Origin of the sequence: Candidatus Tisiphia endosymbiont of Hybos culiciformis (assembly GCF_964030975.1) — a bacterium.
Taxonomy (GTDB): domain Bacteria; phylum Pseudomonadota; class Alphaproteobacteria; order Rickettsiales; family Rickettsiaceae; genus Tisiphia.
Map to the genome: position 1 here is coordinate 1704093 of NZ_CAXIQH010000001.1, position 21899 is coordinate 1725991.

General features: G+C 33.1%; 22 protein-coding genes, 1 tRNA gene and 1 pseudogene. 12 read left to right on the plus strand and 12 right to left on the minus strand.

What is annotated here, in order from left to right; translation table 11 throughout:
- Window positions 1–11: 11 nt before the first annotated feature.
- A complete protein-coding gene (locus tag ACQH2P_RS09240) occupies window positions 12–896 on the minus strand; it encodes a type I glutamate--ammonia ligase (protein WP_425364155.1) in 885 nt (294 codons plus the stop codon).
- Window positions 885–1328, minus strand: a pseudogene (locus ACQH2P_RS09245) (hypothetical protein); the annotation flags it as partial. The gene ACQH2P_RS09240 and the pseudogene ACQH2P_RS09245, both read right to left, overlap by 12 nt.
- On the opposite strand from ACQH2P_RS09245, the gene pgeF reads away from it, so the two are divergent.
- From pgeF to ACQH2P_RS09260, 3 genes are all read left to right on the plus strand, one after another.
- The gene (pgeF, locus tag ACQH2P_RS09250; RefSeq protein ID WP_425363892.1) at window positions 1260–1994 is read left to right on the plus strand and encodes a peptidoglycan editing factor PgeF; all 735 of its coding nucleotides are present in this window, start codon (window positions 1260–1262) and stop codon (window positions 1992–1994) included. The pseudogene ACQH2P_RS09245 and the gene pgeF sit on opposite strands and share 69 nt — an antisense overlap.
- A 22-nt stretch (window positions 1995–2016) precedes the next feature.
- Window positions 2017–3357, plus strand: a complete 1341-nt coding sequence (locus ACQH2P_RS09255) for a hypothetical protein (RefSeq protein WP_425363893.1) — start codon at window positions 2017–2019, stop codon at window positions 3355–3357.
- A 204-nt stretch (window positions 3358–3561) separates the two neighbouring features.
- Window positions 3562–4752 carry a hypothetical protein gene (locus ACQH2P_RS09260; RefSeq protein ID WP_425363894.1) on the plus strand — a complete coding sequence of 397 codons (1191 nt, stop codon included), beginning with the start codon at window positions 3562–3564 and terminating at the stop codon, window positions 4750–4752.
- On the opposite strand, the gene ACQH2P_RS09265 is transcribed toward ACQH2P_RS09260, so the two are convergent.
- The 4 genes from ACQH2P_RS09265 to ACQH2P_RS09280 all read right to left on the minus strand — a co-directional run bounded on the left by ACQH2P_RS09265 (window position 4742) and on the right by ACQH2P_RS09280 (window position 7397).
- Window positions 4742–5625 (minus strand): IS630 family transposase gene (locus ACQH2P_RS09265; protein ID WP_425363003.1). Its coding sequence is split into 2 segments (ribosomal slippage): window positions 4742–5302 and window positions 5305–5625, totalling 882 coding nucleotides; the frame shifts between segments, so codons are not numbered across the junction. The two genes, ACQH2P_RS09260 and ACQH2P_RS09265, sit on opposite strands and share 11 nt — an antisense overlap.
- A 231-nt stretch (window positions 5626–5856) precedes the next feature.
- A complete protein-coding gene (locus tag ACQH2P_RS09270; protein ID WP_425363895.1) occupies window positions 5857–6054 on the minus strand; it encodes a hypothetical protein in 198 nt (65 codons plus the stop codon).
- A gap of 92 nt (window positions 6055–6146) precedes the next feature.
- Complete coding sequence (locus ACQH2P_RS09275) at window positions 6147–7073, minus strand: Rpn family recombination-promoting nuclease/putative transposase (RefSeq protein WP_425363896.1); 927 nt, start codon at window positions 7071–7073, stop codon at window positions 6147–6149.
- Window positions 7074–7160: 87 nt separating this feature from the next.
- Entirely contained in the window at window positions 7161–7397 is a 237-nt protein-coding gene (locus ACQH2P_RS09280) for a Bbp19 family protein (protein WP_425363863.1), read from the minus strand.
- A gap of 422 nt (window positions 7398–7819) precedes the next feature.
- Between ACQH2P_RS09280 and ACQH2P_RS09285 the strand changes: the two genes are divergently transcribed.
- The 3 genes from ACQH2P_RS09285 to ACQH2P_RS09295 are packed head-to-tail and all read left to right on the plus strand — an operon-like array spanning window position 7820 to window position 9465.
- Window positions 7820–8053, plus strand: a complete 234-nt coding sequence (locus ACQH2P_RS09285; protein ID WP_425362620.1) for a hypothetical protein — start codon at window positions 7820–7822, stop codon at window positions 8051–8053.
- 30 nt (window positions 8054–8083) lie between these two features.
- A complete protein-coding gene (locus tag ACQH2P_RS09290) occupies window positions 8084–8317 on the plus strand; it encodes a hypothetical protein (RefSeq protein WP_425362621.1) in 234 nt (77 codons plus the stop codon).
- Between the two features lie 38 nt (window positions 8318–8355).
- Complete coding sequence (locus ACQH2P_RS09295) at window positions 8356–9465, plus strand: IS66 family transposase (RefSeq protein WP_425362670.1); 1110 nt, start codon at window positions 8356–8358, stop codon at window positions 9463–9465.
- On the opposite strand, the gene tnpB is transcribed toward ACQH2P_RS09295, so the two are convergent.
- Entirely contained in the window at window positions 9462–9815 is a 354-nt protein-coding gene (gene tnpB / locus ACQH2P_RS09300) for an IS66 family insertion sequence element accessory protein TnpB (RefSeq protein WP_425362591.1), read from the minus strand. The genes ACQH2P_RS09295 and tnpB overlap by 4 nt on opposite strands.
- Window positions 9803–10228 (minus strand): hypothetical protein, encoded by a 426-nt coding sequence (locus ACQH2P_RS09305; RefSeq protein ID WP_425363537.1) that lies wholly within the window; start codon window positions 10226–10228, stop codon window positions 9803–9805. Before ACQH2P_RS09305 ends, tnpB begins: the two co-directional genes overlap by 13 nt.
- A 66-nt stretch (window positions 10229–10294) precedes the next feature.
- Between ACQH2P_RS09305 and ACQH2P_RS09310 the strand changes: the two genes are divergently transcribed.
- Window positions 10295–10450 (plus strand): hypothetical protein, encoded by a 156-nt coding sequence (locus tag ACQH2P_RS09310; protein ID WP_425363897.1) that lies wholly within the window; start codon window positions 10295–10297, stop codon window positions 10448–10450.
- A gap of 21 nt (window positions 10451–10471) precedes the next feature.
- Here ACQH2P_RS09310 and ACQH2P_RS09315 read toward each other — a convergent pair.
- Both ACQH2P_RS09315 and ACQH2P_RS09320 read right to left on the minus strand, forming a co-directional pair.
- Window positions 10472–10548, minus strand: a tRNA-His gene (locus ACQH2P_RS09315).
- Between the two features lie 417 nt (window positions 10549–10965).
- Window positions 10966–12012 carry an IS110 family RNA-guided transposase gene (locus tag ACQH2P_RS09320; RefSeq protein ID WP_425362708.1) on the minus strand — a complete coding sequence of 349 codons (1047 nt, stop codon included), beginning with the start codon at window positions 12010–12012 and terminating at the stop codon, window positions 10966–10968.
- Window positions 12013–12207: 195 nt separating this feature from the next.
- On the opposite strand from ACQH2P_RS09320, the gene ACQH2P_RS09325 reads away from it, so the two are divergent.
- Window positions 12208–12429 carry a hypothetical protein gene (locus tag ACQH2P_RS09325; protein WP_425363898.1) on the plus strand — a complete coding sequence of 74 codons (222 nt, stop codon included), beginning with the start codon at window positions 12208–12210 and terminating at the stop codon, window positions 12427–12429.
- A gap of 19 nt (window positions 12430–12448) precedes the next feature.
- On the opposite strand, the gene grxC is transcribed toward ACQH2P_RS09325, so the two are convergent.
- A complete protein-coding gene (grxC, locus tag ACQH2P_RS09330) occupies window positions 12449–12721 on the minus strand; it encodes a glutaredoxin 3 (RefSeq protein ID WP_425363899.1) in 273 nt (90 codons plus the stop codon).
- A gap of 74 nt (window positions 12722–12795) precedes the next feature.
- Between grxC and uvrB the strand changes: the two genes are divergently transcribed.
- The gene (gene uvrB, locus ACQH2P_RS09335; RefSeq protein ID WP_425364156.1) at window positions 12796–14784 is read left to right on the plus strand and encodes an excinuclease ABC subunit UvrB; all 1989 of its coding nucleotides are present in this window, start codon (window positions 12796–12798) and stop codon (window positions 14782–14784) included.
- 16 nt (window positions 14785–14800) lie between these two features.
- Window positions 14801–15571 carry a type I restriction endonuclease gene (locus ACQH2P_RS09340; protein WP_425363900.1) on the plus strand — a complete coding sequence of 257 codons (771 nt, stop codon included), beginning with the start codon at window positions 14801–14803 and terminating at the stop codon, window positions 15569–15571.
- Here ACQH2P_RS09340 and ACQH2P_RS09345 read toward each other — a convergent pair.
- Window positions 15561–16444, minus strand: a protein-coding gene (locus ACQH2P_RS09345; protein ID WP_425362619.1) for an IS630 family transposase whose coding sequence is annotated in 2 segments (ribosomal slippage) — window positions 15561–16121 and window positions 16124–16444 — 882 coding nt in all. Because the reading frame shifts where the segments join, the coding sequence is not laid out codon by codon here. The genes ACQH2P_RS09340 and ACQH2P_RS09345 overlap by 11 nt on opposite strands.
- Between ACQH2P_RS09345 and ACQH2P_RS09350 the strand changes: the two genes are divergently transcribed.
- Window positions 16438–18045 (plus strand): N-6 DNA methylase, encoded by a 1608-nt coding sequence (locus ACQH2P_RS09350; RefSeq protein WP_425363901.1) that lies wholly within the window; start codon window positions 16438–16440, stop codon window positions 18043–18045. The genes ACQH2P_RS09345 and ACQH2P_RS09350 overlap by 7 nt on opposite strands.
- A gap of 308 nt (window positions 18046–18353) precedes the next feature.
- Window positions 18354–21830, plus strand: a complete 3477-nt coding sequence (locus ACQH2P_RS09355; protein WP_425363902.1) for an acyl-[ACP]--phospholipid O-acyltransferase — start codon at window positions 18354–18356, stop codon at window positions 21828–21830.
- The last annotated feature ends 69 nt before the right edge of the window (window positions 21831–21899 follow it).

The following is a 21899-nucleotide window of genomic DNA, read 5'->3' on the forward strand; positions in this document are numbered from 1 at the left end:
TATGTACCAAACTATATACTTATATCGAGGTTAGTTAAAAAAAACTGCAAATTAAACAGTTCTAATGCTTCTGCTAATGATTTTGGTAGTGGTACTAAATTATATTGTTGATCAAAAGCATTACCATATATTTTGTTGATATTGTTGATTTTATCAGGAAATTCTAGACCTAATAATATAGAGTTTAAAATAGTAAAAATTGCCAAATAAGGATCGGTTAGTGGGCTTGCTATTCGATGTTCTACTCTTCTAGGAGATGAGTCAGGAATGCGTACGGCAACAGTTCTGTTATTATTACCAAAAGACACATTAGTTGGTGCCATAAAATTTTTATCTAAACGAAGATAATCATCTTCATTCGGCATAAATATCAGAAAACTATCGAGCATATAATGGCAGATACTCCGCCCCATTAGATCAAGTATATCTGTGTTATCTTTACTCAACTTAGTGTCATCCCTGTGTAGGCAGGGTTCTAGATTCCTGCTTTCGTGAGAATGACAACCTACGCTAGATTCCCGCCTACGCGGGAATGACATCTTTTCCTCAGTGTCATCCCTGTGTAGGCAGGGTTCTAGATTCCTGCTTTCGTGAGAATGACAACCTACGCTAGATTCCCGCCTACGCGGGAATGACATCTTTTCCTCAGTGTCATCCCTGCGTAGGCAGGGATATAGATTCCTGCTTTTGTGGGAATGACAACCTACGCTAGATTCCCGCCTACGCGGGAATGACATCTTTTCCTCAGTGTCATCCCTGCGTAGGCAGGGATATAGATTCCTGCTTTTGTGGGAATGACAACCTACGCTAGATTCCCGCCTACGCGGGAATGACATCGGGTTAGCTACACTATTCATTAAAGCAGAAGAATCTATAAAATTTACATGAAAATGCATACTACTACCGTAATCGTTTGAAAATGGTTTGGCAGAAAAATTTACCCTGCCCTGCAATTTTTTTGCAATAATTTGTATTTTAGACTTAGTGCTACTAATTTTTCCTATATACTCAATTATGTTAGTAGAAGGTGGCAAATCTATCTCAAATTGATTATCGCCTTTTTCTTTCTTAACTACTATGCCAAGCAGAGTTTGCAATTCGAGTGGATCAATATTTTTACTTAAAAAAAATTCTATTTCTACTCCAATACAAGGTACTAGCGAGTAATCTGTTTGGAATTTATTGATGATTTTTTGCAATGCATTGTTTTCTTGCAAATAATCTGATAATTTATAAATAAAATTCTGTGGAGTTGTCATGTGCATGAGTTTGTAAAGAATAAAGTATATTATAAAATTTTTGATAAAAGCTTCAAGCAATCTAGTCATATTTATAGTAAAAAAAATAAGTCTGGTGTTCCTAATAACTTAGAGATTGTTCAAAATAATAGGTTAGCAGTAGTTAGGCACTATAATGCCGATAATATTGTCATTTTACAGCAAGTACATAGTACCAAAATTATTGATGCTGATTTAATTACTGATAGTGACCTGGAAGCTGATGGAACAGTTACTACAAAAAAGAATCTAGTGCTAGCAATACAAACTGCTGATTGTGTTCCTGTTTTGTTAAGTAGCGGAGATGGTATGGTTATAGGGGCTGCTCATTGCGGTTGGCGTGGGGCTAAAGCCGGTATCATTAATAATGTGGTAGAATTAATGCAGAAAAAAGGAGCAAAAAATATTAAGGCTATTATTTGCCCTGCTATTCAACAATGTTCTTATGAGGTTGATCAAGAATATTACGATAATTTTATACAGCAACGAGCTGATTATTCGAGGTTTTTTATTAATTCCCTGAAAACAGGATATTATATGTTCGATTTACCAGCTTACGTAGAACTTCAATTACAAGAAGCGGGTATTAAAGATATAATCAAGATATTAGAGGATACCTATAGCAACCCAGAGAAGTACCAAAGTTACCGACGTTGCTGCCATACTGGAGAATTATATAACCACACAATATTATCCACTATTGTAATTAAAGATTAAAAATGTAATTTAAGGAGATATTATGAAATCACATAGTTTTACATCTGATGATGCTATGCAGAACCCGGATAAAGCCTTGCAGTATATAGCAGAGTCCTTTGACCCTAAATACGACAAATATTCTCAAGATGAGACTGAAGTACAACAGCGTAGATTTAACCTAGATATACAACGCAACGGGATACTTTATATTGAAACCCCAAAAGGAGAGATAGTAGACCTAGTAGCTCAGTGTAAGTTAGGTAAAGGTGATGAGTATCAAGTAACCTATCAAGATATACATGAGACATTAACCAATGATTATAAATTATCAGAACAACAAACAAACTATATTTTAGTAGCAGGTCATCAAGGTAGTATAGCTGGTGGTATGGCTGGATTTAACAATCTGAAAGTAAAAATATACGATAATTGCTACAATATGGATGGTACGCAGGTTATAGAGAATGAGTGGATAAAAACTGGCATTGCATCCAAGATTATTATAGATAAAGATAATAATGTATCATATGTCGGTGGAAAGAAAATTATGTTTGATTGTAGTAAGTATGTTTTTTCTTCAGATGCAGACCTTAACAATATGATGGATACAAAATTTGATAGCCAAGATTTCATGGTGATGAATTTTACAGCCACGCTAGGAGCAGTAGGAAACACTGAACCAACAACACAGCAAGTAATGATTGATGTAGCTGGTACTGGAGAGGTCGCTAGTCAAATTATTGATAAGTTAAAAACAATTGAAACAAAATGTCCTGCCAAAGATACTAAATCAATCATTCAGAGTAATGGTGCTTTATCGAAGCAATTATTAACTGATACTCTTACTGATGAACAATATAAAGCAGCTGTAACAGAAAAAGTTTCACAAGTTATATCTTCTGATGAAGATCAAACTAAAGCCATAACAACATTAAAAAAGCTAGATGGTGTTCAAGAGGCTTTAGCTGATTTGTTAGTAAAGCGAATTGATCAAGCAATCGAAACTCAAAAAGATAAAGAGACTGGTAAATTAAGTGCAGAGTCAATTAATGATATTGCAAAAGAAACTGTTGGGCAGTTAAATAAGTTTATTGATCAGCCAGACAAATATGCAATAAGGAAATTTTCTGAAGATTTAGTAAAAGATCGAGCTGCTTCATCGGATGTGGTAACTCCAAAGAAAAATTTTGTTAAAAGAATTTGTGAGTTCTTAAAAGATAAATGGCATGGATATTCTTACGATAAAAGCAAGATACCAGCACTTGAACAATTGCACGATAAAGCAACAATTATAGGACAGGAAGCAAAATCACATATGTCATCTAAAATATCAACATCACTACCTCCACATAATAAAAAGGAGGGAGCAAGAACAATTTAGGAATATCTATAGCTAACTCAACCAACATTACGCCAAATTCATAGACGTCTATTAACAAAGAACTATCGAAAACATTAACGGGTTAGCTATAACACATTTGGCTTACCAGACTTATATGCAACAAAAGCTGTGAGAATAAAAACCGTTGACAACGGATTATTATATTGTTAAAATATGATATATTAATTCAAACAGAATATATATATGACTATTAGCCCTTCCGAATTACTATCTTCTCTAACGAAAGAATATGTAAACTATGTTGCTACTAAAAACCCTTGTGCTTACGATGGTGATAAGCCAGAAATCAATGCAGCAAATTATATTAGAATCATAAAAATGGCCCCAACATTTTTAAACTTCATTAAAGATTCAATATACATATCTACTAAAAAATATTCTGATGATTTTATATATACTTCAGCTACCACAACTCCATATGAATCTACCTCAGACGATTGTACATATAAGATTTTAAATGACAAAGATGAAATAATTGATGTTACAGTAGGTGAAGAAATAATAGCAAAAACTAGAAAAATGTTTAATCATATAAGCAACCCACCTGAATCATGGGGAAATATCTCTAAAAGCAAGATAGATTGCAATACAATAGAGAACTTCTTTAAGGCTATAAATAGTAAACAATTAGAAACATTAAAGTCTGTCATCCAGCCCGACCTTGTTTCAGCAGAAGAATGGGAATCAGCATTAAGCTTAACTAAAAAATATAAGGTAACAAATGACTATGTTCATACTATGAGTAGTAATTTGGAGTCCTCTAATCTAAATATATCAAAAGATGATACAATACATGATGTGGTGATAGCGGCACAAGAAATAGAAAAAATTGTTTCTGACGGTGATATTGTAATATTTGTAGGTAACACACCGCAATTAATTCGTTATCCTTTAGAAAAAATTATTACCCACACTAAACCACATGTAAAAGCTGTATCTCTGGCAATTTCAGGACATCCTGATCAAATTAAAGAACAGTGTACAAATGGTATCATTCCAAACGTCCTAACTACTGAATCTCATGAGGCGTATAAGGAATATATGCAGCATATGGGAATTACAGCAGAAGACGTTAAGGATCACAAAATTCATCTAATAGACTGTATTGGTTCTGGTGGCGGCTTAGTATACCTAATAAGGTGTATTACTGAAATAGCCGATGCAAAAGGTGAGGCTATGCCTCATATTGATTTAATAGCTTTAAATGAGATAAATTGGGATTTTGCAAAATTTAGTAAAGAGACAGAATATCATAACTTAAAAATGGATCAATTAACAAAGACTTTAGATCGTGTTTCAGATAATGAAAGACTAATGCCTAGTGCAAATTCATATAAATGGACTCCAGAATTTGTTATAGCACTTAACATATAGGTTCATACATTATTTTAAACGTTCTACAACTTGCCTCAAATACAGAAATACCTTTATCTAATAATTTTCTAATGTTATTTTTTATCGGAAACCAATGATGTTCAATAGGATTTAAATCAGGGGAATAAGGTGGTAAAAATTTTAGTTTGCAGCCAGCTTTTTCAATTAATTCTTTAGCCCTTTTGGATTTATGAAAGCTTGCATTATCAGCAATGACAACCTGTCCAGGCTTTAGCTCCGGCACAAGGCAATTTTCTATATAAGCTTCAAATACCTTACTATCACAGCTCCCAGTAAAGACTAGTGATGCGATTAAACTATTCTGATTTAACGCACCAATAAAACTTGTTCTTTCACTACGTTTTCCCGATTTACTCCCATTACAACGACTTCCTTTCATTGACCATCCATATTCATATGATTCATTATCATTTATGCCCGCTTCATCAAGATAAACACGTTTCTCTTTCGGCACTTTTTCTAATTCACTGAGAAAATCTTGTCGCTTTCCTTCATCTCTTTCTTTATACGCATATGTCTTTTTTTTCGAGTAATGTTGAGTTTCTTTAAAGCTCGGCTGATAGTCATTATACTTGCAACATTATCTAATTCTTTTGCTATTTCTGTAAGCGTTAACGAGTTACCTTTTTCTACTAAATGACGCAACTCCGATAAATCAGGGATTTTATGACCATATCCTTTCTGGTATCCCTCCTTTGACTTTATATCTCCAGTTTGTTTCTTTAATCTAATCCAATCATAGATTATTGACCGACTAATTTTAAAGGTTTCGCATGTAAGTGCTACTTTCTTATATTTCTCATAATGTTCTATAACTCTAGAACGTAAATCGTAACTGTAGGGGGATGCCATATTGCTATTATAAAATTTTTTTATTATTTATCATTATAACTTATTTGAATCCATATGTTAAGTGCTATAAACAAATAGAAGGCTATTCAATGCACATTTTTGACTCATTAAATCTTTCTTTTAAAGAAGTATTTCATAAAATAGACATGGAAATGTTAGGTAAAATGCCAGAACAATTGCATGAAATTATATAAGTTAAAACGGTATGTCATCCTAAACGGGCTAAAGGATCTAGGCTGTGTGAAGGTTTCTACTGAGTCCAAATGAGAACTCCTGCAAAATGCAAAAAAGATAAAAAAACAGAAGTCGTTTTATAGTGAAACCTATTGAATTAGGTGATACAAACTTTGTGTCATACCTGCGAAAGCAGGTATCTAGATTCCCGCCTTCGCGGGAATGACAACTTACAATCGTTATGTTCTTTATCACCTAATCCTATGAGCATAACTATATCAAATCTTGAGAAAATGCGTCTAAAATTCTTAATTTTTCCAAAAAAACATTCTATTAAATGACGTTCCTTATTCTTCTTTTAACTGTTCTATTTCTTCAATGGTTAGTCCGGTAAATTCAATGATTTCATCTATTGGCTTTCTTTTAGCCAACATTTTCTTTGCCATGGCTATAGCTTTTTTTGCTTCGCCTCTAGCTTCGCCTCTAGCTTCGCCTCTAGCTTCGCCTTCAGCTTTAGCATCTTCAATTTTCTGCTGCTCTACTGCTAAATTATCGAGACGAGCTTTGGTCATTTGCTCATAGGTGTTAAGTTCTGCCTCTGACCAACTAGCTTGGTCTACTGCCTCAAATGCTCTTCTAATAATTTCATCCTTACCTATTAAATTCTCTATCTCTGTTAATGTTAATGCACTATCTCCTGCATGCTTAAAAAAATACATCCACTTTTCTTCAATAGTTTTTAGCTCTGTAATAGTTTTTTTAAATTTCGCCAACTCTAAAAAAACAAAGTAGAAATCTTTTAAATCATGGGCATAGCTCTCTGTATCTAAAATACGATGTTGTGATTTCCAATGTTTTTTATCGTCAAACATCACAAAATCCGCTATTGCTAAAAATATTACTCCTTTTAATTTGGCGTATACTGCCAGTTTCTTGTGGTTCTCATCTTCTTTAATTATTTGCTGAGAATATGCTTTAGCTGCATAATATTGGGCTCTTTTCTCAAATCCTGGATGCTTACTTACCTGCATCTCTACTATGAATTGATTACCGTGTTGATCTTTACATAAAACATCAACTATAGACTTTCTGTAAATAGCAATATCAGGAACTTGGATAGTTGGTAAAAACGTCACCTCAATTATTTGCTCATCTCCTTCACACTTGAGAACATCATTTAAAAAATGCACTAGTATATCTTTGTTCTTTTCCGTACCAAAGATTTTACGAAAACAAAAATCATTTTTAGGATCAAGAAACTTTGATAAAAACATATAACATAACCTCTTAATTGTACTAAATATTGCCTTTATTTATCTGATTCATTAATATTTTTAGCACCATCGATATTATTAACTCCATCATCTTCTGAAACCTGCGAGCAGATATATAGAAACAACGCTTAGGTAGCCTTCAAGGAAGGCAGTGTAATCACTTTCTTGCCTAACAAAATTGCTGCGATATATACCACTCATTTGAGCTAAATCCTCTAATATTATTTTACCATCTTTTCCGCTAAAAAGCTTGCAATAAATTGATTTTAATTGCTCTTTTGTTAGTAAATTTGCTGGGGATGAAGAGTTAATTAATAGTTTCATTTATTCTTCTTACCCTTGTGTCTGTTGCTGCTGTTGTAATTGTTGCATTTGCATCATCTTACGTTGTTGTCTGATTTGTAATACTTCTTGCTCATTCTTAAGGATTGAACTTGGAACCCCTCTCAGCTCAAAAAATAGTTTAAAACATTCATCCCAGTTAATATTATCATAGATTTCAGGAAAAAAGTTACTGATATAGTGAAACCTATTGAATTAGGTGATACAAACTTTGTGTTAACCTTGCGAAAGCGTATACTTGCAGCAAAACTGCATAACTCTATTAAATTTTTTTGGTAGTATGAATTTATTTTATAAATTTGGGTTCCTACTATGCAAGTATCACCGATTAATAAAAAAACTAGTTGAAAAACTATCAGTTATACTATAACATTTCAATTATTAAACGTAATGAATGAATCAAAATGAAAAAGCCAAAAGTAGCGACCTTAAGTGCTGAGGAACGAGAAGAACTAATCCAGCATATTAAGGCAAATTCATTAACAGGAGATGATCAGCAAGCGGTGATAGAACTTGTGAAATTTTGTAACGAACTAATAGACAAGCTAGCATCATCAAACATCAGTATAAATAAGCTTAAGGAGATGATGATTGGTTTTAAGGCAGATAACATAAAAAAGATAGTTCAGATTCATTAAAAGAACCACCGAGTGAATCTGATAATAAGAATGGTGGTAATGAAGAAGAGTACGATGAGTCCAAGAAGAGAGATCGCAGTAATTGGCAAGGTAAATATGGATTTGATGATTATCAGGATGCGAATACCAGCTATTTATCTCCTGAGAATTTTTGTAGTGGTGATAGCTGTCCTCACTGTGATAATGGTAAACTCTATAATAGTGAAGCTAGAAAATTGCTACAATTTACAGGTAATGCTCCAATTACAGTCAACAGATATGTAAAGAAAACGTTACGCTGTAATGCTTGCGATTATACAGTTATGAACAATAAAAATATCAACAAATGGACAAATAGTAGCAAAAGTGCAATAGTGTTACAAAAGACCTACGGTACTCCCTTCTATCGTTTATCTAGGTTGCAAAGTTTAAGCGGGGTTCCTGTATCCCATAGCTCGTTGTGGCAACAATATTTAGATGTTTGGCAAGAAGGTGGTGGAGCTGAAATTTACAGGGTATTATTGGAAATGGCTGCCGAATGTAGTTCACTGAACCTTGATGATACTAGAGCCAGGATTTTAGAAATTACTGTAGCCAATAAAAAATTACGTACTCAAAATAAGAAAGGACGCAGCTGTTATACCACTACTATATGTGCTAAAACTACAAATAATGAGGTGATAGTTTTATATTTTACCGGTAATAAGCATGGCGGGGAAAATATTGGTAACGTACTAAAGAATCGTAAGAATAGGACTGATTCTATTCATTTAATGACTGATGCAAGTAACAATAATAACCCGGTATTATCAGAAGCAGATAAAGAATTACTGGCAATAATAGTGATGATCAATTGTTTGTCACATGGGCAGAGAAAATTTACAGAGAATGAACCATATTACCCTGAAGAATGCGGATATTTTCTCAAACAGACTGGTGGGATTTACCATAATGAACATCAATGTAAAGAGATGAGCCTTGAGGAAAAGCTGAAGTACCATCAGGAACATAGCAGTAAATATATAGAAAACATATATAACAAAATAGACGAATTATTTAACGACAAGAAAGTTGAGCCTAATAGTAGGTTTGGGCAAGCTATGAAATATTGGTTAAATAATAAAGAAGGTTTGACGCAATTTTTGAAAATTCCAGTTAGCAGTCTTGATAATAATTGGGCTGAGAGGTCACTACGTACCATTATTTTACAAAGGAAGAATTCATTATTCTTTAAAACAATCAATAGTGCTGAGATACATAGTGGTCTGTATAGTATAGTAAAGACTTGTAGTGAGAACGAGATCAATGCCTTTAAATATTTAAATTGGCTGCAAGAGCAGAGCAGCAAAGCAAAGAAGCATCCTACGAATTATACGCCTTTTGCCTATGCAAGATATATAAATAATACGGAATTAATCGAGACGGCAGCTTAAATGACAGGAAGCCAATCATTAGAGAGTTTGGCAGAACTAGGATCACCATTATGAATAAGAATGTGTAAGGTTCTATAACAAATCTGATAAGATGAATTATCAGATGGGGAAAGTTTTGCCGTAAATTTACCTTTGGATAGGCGTTTAGAGCATAACCAAAAGCCTTGACCGTCAAAGGACAAAATTTTAATGGCAGTTCTGTTTTTATTATAGAATAAAAACAAGGAACCATTAAGAGGGTTGGAAGAAAGTTTTTGTCTGCAAACAGCTATTAAACCATCGATACCCTTACGAAAGTCGATGGCAATAGTGGCAACAAAAATAACTGACTGAGGGGTTAGTTGCAGCATAGAAATGTTTGAATTATGGTTTTTAGCTCTAGTGTTTGAATAATAAGCTTGGTACCATTTGGCTTAATAATGTGGCAAGTGTAGTAATTTTGTTTGGGAGTAGCCACAGGATCAGTATCTATAGAATTTACTAGTTGAAATGGGAGAAAATTAATATCGTGTTGCAGTTCTTTATTTGAAGTTGAGGTAGGAGAAGTTTTGAGGGAAGGTTGATGGGCTTGTTGAATTGAACTAATTATTGTTTTATTAATATTGAGATGTTTGGCTATATCTTTGCAAGAATAGTGATGGAGTAGCTGGCGAACTAATTCCTTTAGATGGTTTGGTATGGGATCAAACTTGTTAGTTTTAGTTTGACGCCAGGCTTTAAATTGCTGAGCTACTTGCTCAACAGTAATTGATGGTATTTGCATAGTAGGAACCCAAATGTATAAAATAAATTTTATACTAACAAAAAAATTAGATAGAGTTATGCAGTTTTGCTGCAAGTATACGCTAAACCATCAGGAAGGGTTAACGATTCCGTCATATTCCTCTCCCGTGAGAAACGGTCAGAAACGGGCTGTTTTGTAAGTCAAGTTTGGAGCATTTTAGCAAAAAACCAAAATGAAACCAAAATGAAAATGTTTGAGTGAAGTTATAAAACCTTGAGAAGCTGGGGCGAAAGACGGGACTTGAACCCGCGACCCTCAGATCCACAATCTGATGCTCTAACCAACTGAGCTACATCCGCCATATAACCTGTGCTAAAGTAAATTATTATCACTTATAAGTCAAGTAGATTTATAGCAACCAGACTGTTATTGCAAGGACTATCGAACAATTGTAAACTGTCATTCCTGCACGCCCTTGTCATATATGGACGAGTGAATTTGTCAATAAAGAAAATAAAAAATAGAGCCACAAAGGAAGCGGTCATATATTCGGCATCGAGTGCCATAATGGTTTCTGCATTCTTCTAAATATCCTTGAGTAACCTCTCATTCCCACGGCTTCTAGAGCCTCGACATAATTGCGGATTTTGTTCAGAATACTTATTTCATTAACTCTTTTACTTTCGTTCTCTTTATTGTTACTAACTTACTCGCAATATTTACCAATTGCCATTCTTTTGCTTAATTGACATAAATTATCCTTCTTGCCAACAGCGCTAATTTGCGACATACTCGCTGCCATTGGTAACTACTGCATAAGCTATTCTAGCTAATTTATTCGCTAAACCAACACATATAATATTATATGATTTGTTTTCAGCAAATTTCTTCACTGCCCACTGAACTAGCTTATCTTTTGATTCTTTATCGCTTTTGGCTCTTATTGCTATTGTTCTTGCAGCTTGAATCAACATAGTTCTAGCATATCTATCACCTTGTTTGCTAATTCCTCCTAAAACTATCTTATCTCCTGAGGTGTATTGTTTTGGCACCAAACCAAGCGACGCAGAAAAATCCCTCGGGGTTGCGTAATTTTCCATTGGTGCTACGCTCAAACAACTAGCATTGATTGCTCCAATCCCAAAAATTGTCTGCAACCTAATAGCTTTCTCATTCTGTTTATTATTACTGATTATCAGCTTTTCTAAAGTTTTTTCTTTGTTACACAAATTCTCAATTTCTTCACATTCTAAAAGTAAAATTGACTGTACCCCAGAAGTTATATAACCTTCTATATACGCTAATTCTACCTCCGACTTACATGCTTTGCAAAATTTATTTTTGCTTAATTTTGTATTATAACCATATTCATATAAACTTGATATTGTAGAATTAGTTTTTTGTACTCGATCTCTGATCGTATTACTTCGGATTTTATGCAAAAATTTTATATCTTGTTCCTCTTTGCTTTTGGGTAACACATCTTTTAGCTCTGGATCGCGAGCAGCTTTACATATTGCTAAGGCATCGTTATAATCATTTTTCTGCCTCGATGTTGCATAAATTTTTACATCTTTTGTTTTCATCAACTTAACTTGCAAATCAAGCTTGTTAATTTCTTGCGACCAATAATTACCTCCTCCACATGCTTCCATGACCACCAGTGAACTTTTATTGAGATTGTTTAAACATCCTATTAACTCATCTCTTTTAACTTTTTGATGACCGACTTTTTTGCCATTTTGATCAACTTGCACCAAGTGCATAATATTTTTTGCTAAATCTATTCCAATTATACTATTTTCTATGCTATTATTTATCATGGTATGGACCTATTAATTAAATTGTTATTTAATTTGGAGCAACTGAAAAACATTTTTCACCAGACTCCGTACAAGTAAAGCATATTTCGCTTCACTCGTCCATACCATCATTCCCGCTTATGCGGGAATCTAGTTCCCACAACTGTCGAAAGTTAGAAGAGGAAGCGGTTTTAGGTAGTGTACTTTAAAAGTCGTATGTGGTCAACGTCATTGCGAGAAGACCATAGGTCGACGAAGCAATCCATAAAAGTAACCAAAAATGGATTGCTTCGTCGGTTCACGCCTCCTCGCAATGACGCCAGTTACTTCCCCGCAACTTTTAAACTGCTACGATTACCTATAAAACCGCTTCCTCTTCTAACTTTCAACAGTTGTAATCTAGATACTGCACCGAAGCAGAGATGGCACAGATTGTAAACTTAGTAATTTGCTGGTATTATTTTACCAATTCATCTAGTTTTCCTTCTTTTTCAAGCTCATAAAGATCGTCACACCCACCAATATGCTTATCATTAATAAATATTTGTGGTAATGTAGGTTGTCCATTAGCTTTAGCCTGCAACTCTAATCTTTGTCTTTCATTATAATTGTCTACGATTATTTCTTCGTAAGATATATTTTTTTGATTAAGTAGTTTTTTGGCCTTAGTGCAATAGGGACAATATGTTAATGTATAAATAATGACCGTATGTATAAGAATGCTTTTCATAAGAGTTATCCTGTTTAATTGGTTATAAACTATTATCCATATATAATAATAAACTAGCAAGTTACAAATTAATGATAAATAATTTTTCGATAATATCTAAATATAGTCCAGCTGGCGATCAGCCAAGAGCCATTAATGAAATTATTAAAGGGCTTGAATCGGGATTGCCTTCGCAAATACTTTTTGGTATTACTGGTTCCGGCAAAACCTTTACTATGGCAAATGTTATTGCGAGAACTGGTCGACCGTCACTTATTATGGCACATAATAAAACGTTAGCTGCTCAAATCTATTCGGAAATGAAGGCAATTTTTCCAAATAATGCCGTTGAGTATTTTGTATCATATTATGATTATTTCCAACCTGAAGCATATATTGCAAGAACCGATACTTACATAGAAAAAGATTCTTCGATAAATGAACAGATAGATTTATTAAGACACTCTGCTACTAGGTCTCTTTTAGAACGTAGGGACGTAATTGTTGTATCCTCTGTTTCTTGTATTTATGGTCTTGGTTCACCGAGTCTTTATTATCAGATGACAATAAACCTTAAGTCTGGGGAAATTTATGCTAGAGATAAATTGCTTAATGACTTAGTAAGCTTACAATATAAGCGTAATGATGTGGGGTTTGAGCGTGGTACGTTTAGGGTAAAAGGTGATAATATTGATATATTCCCAGTACATTATAATGACAAGGCTTGGCGATTATCATTTTTTGACAATAAACTGGAATATATAAGTGAATTTGATCCGCTTACAGGTGAAAAATTAGCTAAATTGGATCAAGCTGTAATTTATGCTAAATCACACTTTGTAACGCCTAAAGAAGTAGTACAAAATGCTATATCACAAATTGAGGAGGAATTACAACGGCGTTTAGAATTTCTTAACACACATGGTAAATTAGTAGAAGCCCAAAGGTTAAATCAGCGTACCCAGTATGATATGGAAATGATGATGGAGACTGGTAGTTGTAAAGGTATTGAAAATTATTCTCGATTCCTGACTGGTAAAGCAAATGGACAGCCCCCGCCAACCTTATTTGAATATTTACCTAAAGATGCTTTATTATTTGTTGATGAAAGTCATGTATCTGTTCCACAAGTTAGAGCAATGTATAATGGTGATAGAGCTAGGAAAGAAGTATTAGTGGAACACGGATTTCGCCTTCCATCAGCCTTAGATAATAGACCATTAAAATTTGAAGAATGGCAAGATTTTAGACCTCAAACGGTTTTTGTTTCGGCTACACCGGGGCCTTTTGAATTGGACGAGACAGCAGGGGTTATGGTTGAGCAAATTATTAGACCAACAGGGTTACTTGACCCAGAATGTATTATAAAACCAGCGACTAACCAAGTTGAAGACTTGCTAGGCGAAATTCAATCCACGATAAATAAAGGATTCCGTATTTTAGTGACAACATTAACTAAAAAAATGTCAGAAGATTTAACAAATTACCTGCAAGAATTGGGGTATAAAGTATCATATTTGCATTCTAATGTTCATACTCTTGAGCGTATTGAAATCATCAGAGATTTACGCCAAGGTACTATAGATATTATTGTTGGTATTAATTTATTACGAGAAGGTCTAGATATTCCAGAATGTGGACTTGTTGCCATACTCGATGCTGATAAAGAAGGTTTTTTACGTTCTGAAGTTTCGTTAATTCAAACTATTGGTAGGGCTGCAAGGAATAGTCAAGGAAGGGTAATACTCTATGCAGATCGCATCACCAAGTCTATTGATAAGGCGATAAGCGAGACATATAGGAGAAGAAAAATTCAGGAGGAATATAATAGACAACATTCTATAATACCCCAGACAATTAATAGTCATATCCATGCACTAATCAAATTAGAAAAATTGGATAATAAATTAGACAATAAAAAACAAGCTCATATATTATTGGACAATCCAGTAAAATTAAAAGCTCATATCAATAAATTGAAAAAAGAAATGTACTCAAAGGCTAGTAATTTGGAATTTGAACAAGCAGCAAAAATACGAGATCAAATTAACATGCTGGAAGAAGCTGCTTTAGAGTTAACTTAATTTTGGAATATTTTATATGTATACTAAAAGATTAGAAGCGTCTGTAACGCATGATATCTTAGTCCAACTTAACAATCTTGGTTGGATTGTCGATGAAAAAGACCCAAAGTGTAATGTTTTTCAACAAAGAGTGAAACTTACAAAACAAAAAGAATTACTTAACGGGAAAATACCTGACTTTGTATTATACAAGGAAGGAAGTAACGAACCAATAATAATAATTGAGGCAAAAAAACCGAATGAAAGTATACAATTAGCAATGCACCAAGCATTAAATTTATATGCTAAACCACTAAATACGCCACTTATATTTGCTTATAATGGAAGTTATATTGAAACACAATATCTGTATAATGGACGTAATCTTAAAATTGACGGGGAAGATGTAAGGCAATTTGTAAATCACCATACGGCACTGAGATTTGTTAATGAGGGTTCTGAAATACTATCTGCGGTAAATTTTATTCAGCATTCAAGAGATGAACTGATTAAGGTATTTAAAAGGGCAGCTAATTTACTAAGAGAGGATGGATTGCAAGCAGGTCTTGACAGATTTGGGGCATTTTCTGATATTTTGTTTTTAAAAATTCTTGATGAAATTTCTGTTCTAAAAACGTGGGGAGGTGAAGAAAATACATTAGATGAGTACCTTAGATGGAGTTCATTTTCTCAGAGAAAAGGAAACGAATTGTATCAATATGTGAAAGATGTTGTGTGGATTAAGATTAGCAAGAAATATGGTGATATTTTTAGCGAAACATTCCCTATTATAGCACTTAACATATAGGTTCATACATTATTTTAAACGTTCTACAACTTGCCTCAAATACAGAAATACCTTTATCTAATAATTTTCTAATGTTATTTTTTATCGGAAACCAATGATGTTCAATAGGATTTAAATCAGGGGAATAAGGTGGTAAAAATTTTAGTTTGCAGCCAGCTTTTTCAATTAATTCTTTAGCCCTTTTGGATTTATGAAAGCTTGCATTATCAGCAATGACAACCTGTCCAGGCTTTAGCTCCGGCACAAGGCAATTTTCTATATAAGCTTCAAATACCTTACTATCACAGCTCCCAGTAAAGACTAGTGATGCGATTAAACTATTCTGATTTAACGCACCAATAAAACTTGTTCTTTCACTACGTTTTCCCGATTTACTCCCATTACAACGACTTCCTTTCATTGACCATCCATATTCATATGATTCATTATCATTTATGCCCGCTTCATCAAGATAAACACGTCTCTCTATCGGCACTTTTTCTAATTCACTGAGAAAATCTTGTCGCTTTCCTTCATCTCTTTCTTTATACGCATATGTCTTTTTTTTCGAGTAATGTTGAGTTTCTTTAAAGCTCGGCTGATAGTCATTATACTTGCAACATTATCTAATTCTTTTGCTATTTCTGTAAGCGTTAACGAGTTACCCTTTTCTACTAAATGACGCAACTCCGATAAATCAGGGATTTTATGACCATATCCTTTCTGGTATCCCTCCTTTGACTTTATATCTCCAGTTTGTTTCTTTAATCTAATCCAATCATAGATTATTGACCGACTAATTTTAAAGGTTTCGCATGTAAGTGCTACTTTCTTATATTTCTCATAATGTTCTATAACTCTAGAACGTAAATCGTAACTGTAGGGGGATGCCATATTTCTATTATATAATTTTTTTATTATTTATCATTATAACTTATTTGAATCCATATGTTAAGTGCTATAATTCACCTGATATTTTTGGAGAAATTATTTACGAGCTTTCAAAACTTAACCTTACAGCTTCAGATAGTGATGTGAATGGAGATGCTTTTGAGTATTTTTTAAAAAATGCTTACCAAGGCATTAAAATTAAAGATTTAGGCGAATATTTTACACCTAGAAACATTGTAAGAACAATGATAAGTATGGTTAATCCTAAAATTGGTGAAACCATTTATGACCCTTTTTGTGGTACAGGAGGATTCTTAATTGAAGCTTTTAGATATTTAAAAATCAGAACTTCGTTTAATGATGAGATGCAAAATATTCTAAGAAAAAAAACAATTTACGGTTCTGAGATTACTGTTAATGCAAGAATTGCAAAAATGAATATGATTTTGTTCGGAGATGGACATAGTAATATCAAAAAACAAGATACCCTTTCTGATTATGTAAATCAAAAATATGATATTGTAATTACAAATCCACCATATTCGCAACAAACAAGGTTTGGGTATTTATATCCCATTCAATCAAATAATGGTGACGCTATTTGTGCTTTGCATTGCTTTGAAGCTTTAAAGCTAGGTGGTAGAGGTTGTTTACTTGTAAAAGAAAATTTTGTTTCAGATGGGGGAGATGTTGGAAAGGTAAGAGAGTATATTTTTAATAACTCATCAAATGTTTCTATTGTTTCATTGCCAAGAAAGCTTTTTGAACCTTACACACCAACAAAAACAAGCATTGTATATTTCGAGAAAAACAGAAAGATATCAAACACGTTCTTTTTTGCAGTTAATGCGGTTGGTCATGAACTTGGCTCAAGAAAGAAGCCAATTAAGGACAATGATTTACCAGCCGTACTTGATGCTTTCAATAATAAAAAGACTGTTTTGGAAATTGAATCTGCTATAATACCATCAACTGAAATCGCCAAGAATAGCTACAGTTTATGGATTTATGATTATTTTGATATTTTTGCTAATTTAAAAGGCGATATTATAAAACTTGGTGATTATATTGAGGAGATAACAGAAAAAACAGAACCGTCTTTGCAGCCAGTTATAGATTTTAGAATTTTAGGTGTAAGTAATAGTATTGGTGTTTTTGACAATGAGATTTTAAAAGGTGAAGACATAAACCAAAAATACAAGCAGGTTCAAGCTGGAAATTTGGTATATAATCCGCATAGGATTAATGTTGGTTCTTTAGGTTTAGTGAGCGAGGATTTAAGCGGTGGTTATGTAAGCGGTATCTATATCGTATTTAGAGTTTTAAAAAAATTCCAAGATACTATACCATCCGAATATTTATTACATATTTTAAAGTCAAAATATTATTTAGCCATTATTGGCAAATACGATACAAAGTATGGAGCTGTTAGAGCAAACTTAACTTATGAACAGCTTTGTAATATACACATACCATTACTTAAAAAAAATGAAATGGAAGAATTCTTAGAGAAAATAAGTAAACTAAATAATATTACGGGGGAATTTCAGAAAGTTAAAAATAATCTTAAAGAATCTATACATAAAATTTTACCTCATTTATGAATTAAGTAGAATTTATAATTTCTTGTTAGTCAGGAAATGATTGCAAAAAGTTTTAAGTATAAAATGGTAATGCTTACAAAGTAGAAATAATTGATTATCATAAATAAAAGGTAACTTATATGCATAAAATTAATCCGGTGCATCCTGGCAAAATATTTAAGGCTACGTAGCATTCGCGTACTCATGCCTTGTTTATTGTCCCCATTCTTCAAATCATTTAAGTTATGTTAGGTAATCCGAATTAGATTATTTGACATAAGGCAAGGAATTGCATACTATACCGCAATTATAATGTCTTTGGAGAAAGCATGCCATCAAATCGATTATATTTATTTCGAGATATGCGTTTTTTGCCTATCTTCATAGTACAATTTTGTGGTTGTCTGAATGATAGTATACTAAAAAATGCTCTAATTATATTAATTACCTATAAACTATCTAGTCAATTGGTAGGATCAACCCAATTGCTTGTACTAGCTGCTAATACTATTTTTGTATTGCCTTTTGTCATATTTGCAAGTATTGCAGGGCAAGTGGCTGATAGGTACGAGCGATCAACTATAGTTAAAATCATTAAATTATTTGAACTATTCATAGTGCTTTTTGCTACTTATGGATTTTTTAATAATAGTTTAGTAATACTTTTTTTATCTATATTTCTTATGGGTATACATTCGACATTTTTTGGACCAATTAAGTATAGTGTTCTGCCAGACCATTTATACCGAAATGAGTTATTGGGAGCTAATGGATTCGTTGAGGCAGGAACATTTATTTCTATTTTAGTTGGTACTATTATTGGAGGGTATTACACCATAAGTGGCAATTTAATAATCACTATTCTGATAATAATTGCTATAGTTGGCGTTGTTGCTAGTTATTTTATGCCAAAATCGAATAATTCTAACTGTGAAATTAAAATAAATTTAAATTTATTTCGTGAAAGTATAGAAATGATTAAATATGCTAAAGCTAAAAAGCAAGTATATCTGTCAATCCTTGGTATATCTTGGTTTTGGTTTATTAGTGCAGCAATACTTGCTCAAATCCCATCTCTTGCTAAAGATACTTTTGGAGCAGATGAAAATGTTGCTAATTTGTTCCTTGCAACATTTTCAATTGGAGTAGGGGTTGGTTCTTTTTGGTGCAGTAAGATTTTTGGAAATGAAATTACCACAAAATATGTTTTTGTCTCGGCGATTGGTATCAGTATATTTGGTATTGATTTATTTTTTGCCAGTCGAATTAGTGCAGTTCATTATGAACCGGAACAGTTAAAGAGTATATTTGTCTTTTTATCTAAAAAGCATAATTGGCGGATCATTATCGATTTATTTTTTATAGCTGCTATTGCTGGACTATATATTGTTCCACTTTTTGCAGTATTACAATATTTGAGCTCCTCAGCTCATCGTAGTAGAATAATTGCTATAAATAATTTTGTTAATGCTATATTTATGGCCGGATCTACTGTAATACTTTCGCTGTTATTCTATTGGGGATATTCGATACCATCCGTTATATTATTTATTAGCCTGCTTAACATAGTGGTAGCTTATTATATTTATCAATTAATTCCTGAAGTAAAAATAATACCTTTTGCTGTTCACCGAGCTATTTTGAAATTTCTTTTTGATTGTATGTACAGAGTGGAGGTGAAAGGTATTGAAAATTTTTATAAAGCTGGCAAAAGATCAGTAGTTATCGCCAATCATATTTCATATCTTGATCCTGCATTACTTGCAACTTATCTACCTGAAGAAATGACTTTTGCCATTAATACAACTATGGCTAAAGTGTGGTGGGTCAAACCATTTTTAACAATGGCAAAAACTTTACCAATTGATCCCACTAATGCAATGGCTATAAAGAGTTTGATTAGGGAAGTGCAGAAAGATAAAAAAGTCGCTATATTCCCCGAAGGAAGAATAAGTATTACTGGTTCCTTAATGAAGATATATGAAGGACCTGGCATGATTGCTGAGAAAGCTGATGCAACAATTTTACCTGTAAGAATAGATGGTACACAATTTACTCATTTTTCTAAACTTAAAAATATACTAAAAACACGGATGTTTCCTAAAGTTACTATCACTATTTTGCCACCAATAAAATTTTCTGCTAATCAGAATATAGATAATAGGGAAAAACGTAAATATATAGGTCAGGCTCTCTATGATATCATGGTTGATATGATATTTGAAAGTTCTGATTACCAGAATACTATATTTCAGTCTCTCATTGATACAGCAAAAGCTTATGGTTTTAACAAAAAAATAATACAAGATATTGATGACAAGTCTGTTACCTATCGCCAATTAATATTACAATCTTTTACTTTAGCAAATTTAATAAAGCAAGATACAGAAGTAGCTGACTATCTAGGTATTATGCTACCTAATATGGTTGAAGCTATTATTACTTTTTATGCTATGCAAGCCTGTTCCCGTCGACCAGTGATGATTGATTATATGAGTGAGGTTAGCAATATAGTAGCTTCGTGTGAAACAACTTCAGTAAAAACAGTATATACTTCAAAACAATTTGTCGAAAAAGCTGGGTTACAAGAAGCAGTGGCAAAGATCTTAGAAGTTAATATAAAAGTTATTTACCTTGAAGATTTAATATCAAGAGTTAGTTTATATTTTAAAATTAAGTCGGTGATTGCTAGCTTTTTCCCACAGAGTTATTATAGCAATATGTGTACTAGCTATGGTGACAATGATCCATCAGTTGTAGTATTTACTTCAGGTATTTCAGCACCCCCTAAAGCTGTAGTATTGTCACATAGAAATCTGCAAGCTAATAGATGCCAGGTTCTAGCTAAGTTACATTTTAGTCTGGATGATTTGGCTTTTATGGCTTTACCATTATTTCACTGTTCTGGTTTATCTGGTACAATAATGATGACACTTAACGGTATACCAGCGTTTCTTTATCCTTCTCCTTTACATTACCGGAGTGTTCCTGAGGTAATATATGATATCGGAGCAACGATTATCTTTGGTACGGATGTATTTTTACATGGTTATGCCACCTGTGCTCATCCTTATGATTTTTATTCTATAAGATACGTGTTTGCTAGTAGTGAGAAACTTAGAAAAGAAACAACGCAATTATGGCTTGATAAGTTTGGTATAAGAATTTTTGAAGGGTATGGTACGTCTGAAACATCTCCAATAATAGCGTGTAATACTCCAATGCATTATCGTGGTGGAAGCGTAGGTCGTTTGATGCCAAAAATAGAATATTATATTAAAGCAATTAACGGAATAGAAGAAGGGGGGCAACTATTTATCAAGGGACCAAATATTATGCTTGGCTATATGTACTCTAATAATCCTGGGGTTATTCATCCTACATCATCAGACGAGTTGGGTCTGGGCTGGTACGATACTGGGGATATTGTGAAAATTGATAAAGATGGTTATCTTACCTTATTGGGTCGTGTTCAACAATTTGTTACAACAGAAGAAGTAAACTCATTGCTATTAATAGAGGATTTAGCTAATATGGTAGATGTTGATAGTAAGCATGTAGCTATTTGTTCGGATGATGGTAATGAAGATAGACAAATTTTTCTCTTTACCACCAGTCAGACTATAAATAGGGAAAATTTTATAGAAATGATGGCTAAAAATGCAGTATATTTGAGACAAAATACTGCATCAAAAAGCTATTTACCAGTAATTATTTCTGTTAAAGAAATACCAATTCTACCAATAGGTAAAGTAAATTATAGGCAAATAACTAAAATGCTTGAAAATTATAGAAAAGTAACCTAGAATGCTAAGATGAGGTAAATAACTCATAATTTAATAGAAAAATTGATATAGCTAACATTATACCAGTTT

Bases quoted from the DNA above. Each gene is read 5' to 3' on its own strand.
- ACQH2P_RS09275 (WP_425363896.1), bottom strand. From the start codon at position 7,073: ATGTTTTTATCAAAGTTTCTTGATCCTAAAAATGATTTTTGTTTTCGT.
- ACQH2P_RS09240 (WP_425364155.1), bottom strand. From the start codon at position 896: ATGCATTTTCATGTAAATTTTATAGATTCTTCTGCTTTAATGAATAGT.
- grxC (WP_425363899.1), bottom strand. From the start codon at position 12,721: ATGAAAAGCATTCTTATACATACGGTCATTATTTATACATTAACATAT.
- ACQH2P_RS09255 (WP_425363893.1), top strand. From the start codon at position 2,017: ATGAAATCACATAGTTTTACATCTGATGATGCTATGCAGAACCCGGAT.
- ACQH2P_RS09290 (WP_425362621.1), top strand. From the start codon at position 8,084: ATGGTGGTAATGAAGAAGAGTACGATGAGTCCAAGAAGAGAGATCGCA.
- ACQH2P_RS09355 (WP_425363902.1), top strand. From the start codon at position 18,354: ATGCCATCAAATCGATTATATTTATTTCGAGATATGCGTTTTTTGCCT.
- ACQH2P_RS09260 (WP_425363894.1), top strand. From the start codon at position 3,562: ATGACTATTAGCCCTTCCGAATTACTATCTTCTCTAACGAAAGAATAT.
- ACQH2P_RS09350 (WP_425363901.1), top strand. From the start codon at position 16,438: ATGCCATATTTCTATTATATAATTTTTTTATTATTTATCATTATAACT.
- ACQH2P_RS09325 (WP_425363898.1), top strand. From the start codon at position 12,208: ATGTGGTCAACGTCATTGCGAGAAGACCATAGGTCGACGAAGCAATCC.
- ACQH2P_RS09320 (WP_425362708.1), bottom strand. From the start codon at position 12,012: ATGATAAATAATAGCATAGAAAATAGTATAATTGGAATAGATTTAGCA.
- ACQH2P_RS09305 (WP_425363537.1), bottom strand. From the start codon at position 10,228: ATGCAAATACCATCAATTACTGTTGAGCAAGTAGCTCAGCAATTTAAA.
- ACQH2P_RS09285 (WP_425362620.1), top strand. From the start codon at position 7,820: ATGAAAAAGCCAAAAGTAGCGACCTTAAGTGCTGAGGAACGAGAAGAA.
- ACQH2P_RS09280 (WP_425363863.1), bottom strand. From the start codon at position 7,397: ATGAAACTATTAATTAACTCTTCATCCCCAGCAAATTTACTAACAAAA.
- ACQH2P_RS09295 (WP_425362670.1), top strand. From the start codon at position 8,356: ATGAACAATAAAAATATCAACAAATGGACAAATAGTAGCAAAAGTGCA.
- tnpB (WP_425362591.1), bottom strand. From the start codon at position 9,815: ATGCTGCAACTAACCCCTCAGTCAGTTATTTTTGTTGCCACTATTGCC.
- ACQH2P_RS09340 (WP_425363900.1), top strand. From the start codon at position 14,801: ATGTATACTAAAAGATTAGAAGCGTCTGTAACGCATGATATCTTAGTC.